The sequence below is a fragment of the Mesorhizobium sp. M7A.F.Ca.CA.003.01.2.1 genome (genome assembly GCF_003998945.1).
GTDB classification, from domain to species: Bacteria; Pseudomonadota; Alphaproteobacteria; order Rhizobiales; family Rhizobiaceae; genus Mesorhizobium; species Mesorhizobium ciceri.
Genome location: NZ_RZRA01000555.1, coordinates 1 through 3,774, shown reverse-complemented (window position 1 = coordinate 3,774; position 3,774 = coordinate 1). Strand labels below are relative to the sequence as shown.

Annotated in this window: 4 protein-coding genes; all 4 read right to left on the bottom strand. The window is 60.9% G+C overall.

The genetic code is table 11. From position 1 onward, the window contains the following. A partial coding sequence (locus EN969_RS20970) for a carbohydrate ABC transporter permease (protein WP_164758390.1) occupies positions 1-588 on the bottom strand: 588 nt, incomplete at its 3' end. Then, the gene (locus EN969_RS20965) at positions 588-1,511 is read right to left on the bottom strand and encodes a sugar ABC transporter permease (protein ID WP_063167897.1); all 924 of its coding nucleotides are present in this window, start codon (positions 1,509-1,511) and stop codon (positions 588-590) included. The genes EN969_RS20970 and EN969_RS20965, both read right to left, overlap by 1 nt. A 203-nt stretch (positions 1,512-1,714) precedes the next feature. Next, entirely contained in the window at positions 1,715-2,992 is a 1,278-nt protein-coding gene (locus tag EN969_RS20960; protein ID WP_063167896.1) for a sugar ABC transporter substrate-binding protein, read from the bottom strand. Positions 2,993-3,021: 29 nt separating this feature from the next. After that, positions 3,022-3,774, bottom strand: a 753-nt coding sequence (locus tag EN969_RS20955; RefSeq protein WP_206525197.1) for a PLP-dependent transferase, incomplete at its 5' end; no start/stop codon positions are given.

Here is a 3,774-nt window from a genome sequence, read left to right as displayed (position 1 = left end):
CAGCGGTACAATCACCTTGCGCATCGCCTGCGCACGCGTGCAGCCGTCGATCATCGCCGCTTCCTCCAGATCCTTGGGGATGCCGTCGAAAAAGGACTGCATGAGGAAGGTGGCAAAAGCCGTGTTGAAGGCGGTGTAGATGATGATCAGCCCGGTCAGGCTGTTGATCAGTCCGATCTGACCCATCACGCGGTAGATCGGCGGAATGACCATCACCAGCGGAAAGGTCTGGGTCAAAAGCAACATCAGCGCCAGTGCTGCCTTGCCGCGAAAGGTGAAGCGCGACATGGCATAACCGGCAAGCGTGGCGATGATTGTCACCAGTGCCGCCGTCGATACCGAGACGATGACGCTGTTGAGGAAATAGCGGGGGAAATCGGTGGCCTCGAGCACGGTGACGAAGTTCTGCAGCGTCATGTGCGACGGCCAGAAGGTGATGCCTTCGGAATAAAGCAGCCGCTCCGGCGTGACCGAGATCTTCAGCGTCCAGTAGATCGGGAACAAGGCAAAGAGCACGTAAGCCGCGATTGCCGCGTAGAGGCCGATGCCGCCGAAGAAGCGCTGCGAGGCTGTGCGTCCTGCGATCATCAGACGTGCCTCACCAGGGTGCGGCGGATACCGATCAGCGCAATCGCATAGGCAATGAGCAGGACCAATAGCAGCACGGCCACCGCCGAGGCATAGCCCTTGTCCAGCGATTTGAAGGCGCTGACATAGATGTAGACCGGCACAGTGTTGGTCGAGCCGGCCGGTCCGCCTTCGGTCATGACGAAGATCAGGTCGGCGAAGGTGGCGATCCAGATGGTGCGCAACATCACGGTGATGGCGATGGTCGGCGCCAGAAACGGCAGCGTCACCTTGGTGAAGCGCTGCCAGGGCGAGGCTCCATCGATGGCCGCAGCCTCATGCAGTTCCGACGGGATCGACTTCAGCGCCGCCAGGAGCGTGATGGCGAAGAACGGAATGCCGAACCAGATATTGGCGACGATCGGCCCCCACATGGCGGTTGACGGATCGGACAGCACATTGGTCGGCTCGGCCTTCAGACCCAATGCAAACAGCCAGTGCGGCAGCGGGCCGATGATCGGATTGAACAGCCAGGCCCAAGTCAGGCCCGACAGGAAGGACGGCACCGCCCAGGGCAGGAACACCAGGGCTTGTACAGCCTTGCGGCCGCGAAACGGCTTGTCGAGCAGAAGCGCCAGGCCAAGGCCGAGGAAGAACTGGAAGAAAAGGCTGGCGACCGTCCACCACAACGTGTTGACCAGCGCCTGGCCCAGCACCTGATCCGACAGCATCGCCTGATACTGGCCGAGCCCGACATATTCGGACTTGAAGGCGGAGAACTTGCGGAAGGAGTAGCTGATGCCGATGACCAGCGGCACCAGAAGCACCACGACCAGCAGGATGATCGCCGGGCTGAGATAGAGCCATGGCTCGATAGCGGCATGCGACAGCCGCTTCTTTCGAGGCTTGCCGACGGATCGTATTTCGGACACGGCATAGGTCATTGGGTGAGGATCGGCTCCCTGGAGCAGCGGATGGACAATGAGCGGGGAGAAGTGCCGGTTCACCCTCCGAAGCTGCAGCGCAGCGGCTGCGAAGGATGGGCAGGCAGATGAGGGGCAGCGCAAAGTAGGCAAAACTACCGCCGCCCCTCATCCGTCACTTCGTGACACCTTCTCCCCGTGAACGGGAGAAGGAAAGAACGCGCTTATTTCTTGTTCTTCGCCATCCAGTCCTGCTGTTCCTTGGTCAGGAAGGCAGCCCACTGGTCGGCGACGTCCTTGGCCGTCTTCTGGCCAAGCAGCACTTCCTGAAAATTCTTGATCGCCACCTGGTCGACGAAATTGCCGAGGTTCTCCAGATGCGTCGGCGGGGTGACCATTTCATATTTGGAGCTGTCGCTGAGCTCTGTGAACCAGCCCTTGAACTGCTCGGTCTTGAAATGGGGATCCTGGTCGGCACCGTTGTGGATCGGGACGACGCCGACTTCCTTGGCCCATTCCAGATTGTCCTTCGGCGACAAAAGGGTCGCCATCAGCTTCCAGGCGTCGTCCTTGTGCTGCGAGTTGGCGAACATGGCCCAACCGGCATAGCCGAGTGTCGGATAGGATTTGCCGCTCGGCCCGACCGGCAATGGCGCTACCGCGAAATCGTCGGCGCTCATCTTGTCGGCGATGCCGAGCAGCGCGTCCGGATCCTGGTTGAGCATAGCGCAGGTGCCGGAATAGAAGCCGGTGACCGTTTCGTTGAAACCCCAGCTCACCGCATCCTTCGGCGCCAGGCCGTCCTTGTACATATCGGCCAGCATCTGCAGGCCCTTGACCGAGCCCTCCTCGTTGATCGTCGAAGTGCCGTCCTCGTTGAAGTAGCCACCCTTGCCCTGAGCGATGTTCATGAACATGTGCATGCCGTTGAAGGCACCCGGCCCGCCGCGCAGGCAGTAGCCGTATTTGCCCGGAATGGCGGAGATTTTCTTGGAGTCGGCGACGAACTCGTCGAGCGTGGCCGGCGGGCCGTCCAGACCTGCCTCCTTGAACAGCTTCTTGTTCCAGAACAGCGCGTTCACATAGTAGCCGTAGGGGATCATGAACTGGGTGTTGTTGACGGTCGAGCCGAACTGCTTGGCGCGGTCGCCCAGCGTCTTGGCGTCGTCCCATTTGGCCATATACGGGCCGAGATCCTCGAGCTGGGCATTGTTGGCATAGAGGCCCATCCAGCGTTCCGGCATCTCGACCACGTCGGGCGTGTCGCCGGCCTGCACCATGGTCAGGAATTTCTCGAACGCCTGCCCCCAGGGCAGCGAGATCAGCTCGACCTTGATGCCTGGATTGGCCGTTTCGAACTCGGCGATCTGCTTCTTCAGGAATTCGGTGCGTGGCGGGCTGGTGATGACTTCGACCATTTTCAGGGTCGAATCGGCCACAGCATTTCCGGCGGAAATCGCCAGTCCCGCAACGGTGGCAAGCATGACGGTCAGTTTTTTCATGTTCAAGACTCCCATTTTGAACCCGCTTGTTATTTTCTGGCTTTTTCGAAGGCTTGGGCGACATCCGCCCACAGGTCTTCGACACTCTCCAATCCGACATTGAAGCGGATGGTTCGGGGGCTGACGCCGAAGCGCGCCATCGAATTCAGGCCCGGCGTCTGCTCCAGCGACGCCTTGGCCGGCACGACCAGGCTTTCATGCCCGCCCCAACTGACGCCGATGCGGAAATATTTCAGCGCGTCGACGAAGACGGGGATGTCAATCTCGTCCGTAACCTCGAAGGAGAACAGCCCGGCATAGCCGGCCAGCGTCGCCTTGCCCGGGTGGTTCGAATAGACGGGATGGTTGACCCGCTCGACAGCGGCATGCGCCTTCAGCCGTTCGGCGATGGTCAGGCCGCTCTTCATGTGGTGCGGCAGGCGCAGCGGCAGCGTGCGCAGGCCGCGCAGCAAAAGCCACGCTTCGAACGGTGACAGCTTGCCGCCGAGATAGGAATAGGTCTGCTCGTTGATGTGCTTGATGTGGGCAGCCGAACCCGCCACGACGCCCGCGACCGTATCGCTGTGGCCGCCAAGGTATTTCGAGGCCGAATGCAGCACCAGGTCGACGCCATGCGTGATCGGCTTCTGGAACACCGGCGTCGCCCAGGAATTGTCGATCGTGGTGACGATGCCCTGTTCCTTGGCCAACCGTGTCAGATGCGCGATGTCCTGCAGCTCGAACATCATCGAGGTCGGGCTTTCCAGATAAAGCAGCTTGGCGCCGGGAAGTGCCGCCGCGAC

Excerpts from the sequence above, each read along its gene's own strand:
- EN969_RS20965 (WP_063167897.1), bottom strand. The coding sequence starts at position 1,511 with ATGACCTATGCCGTGTCCGAAATACGATCCGTCGGCAAGCCTCGAAAG.
- EN969_RS20960 (WP_063167896.1), bottom strand. The coding sequence starts at position 2,992 with ATGAAAAAACTGACCGTCATGCTTGCCACCGTTGCGGGACTGGCGATT.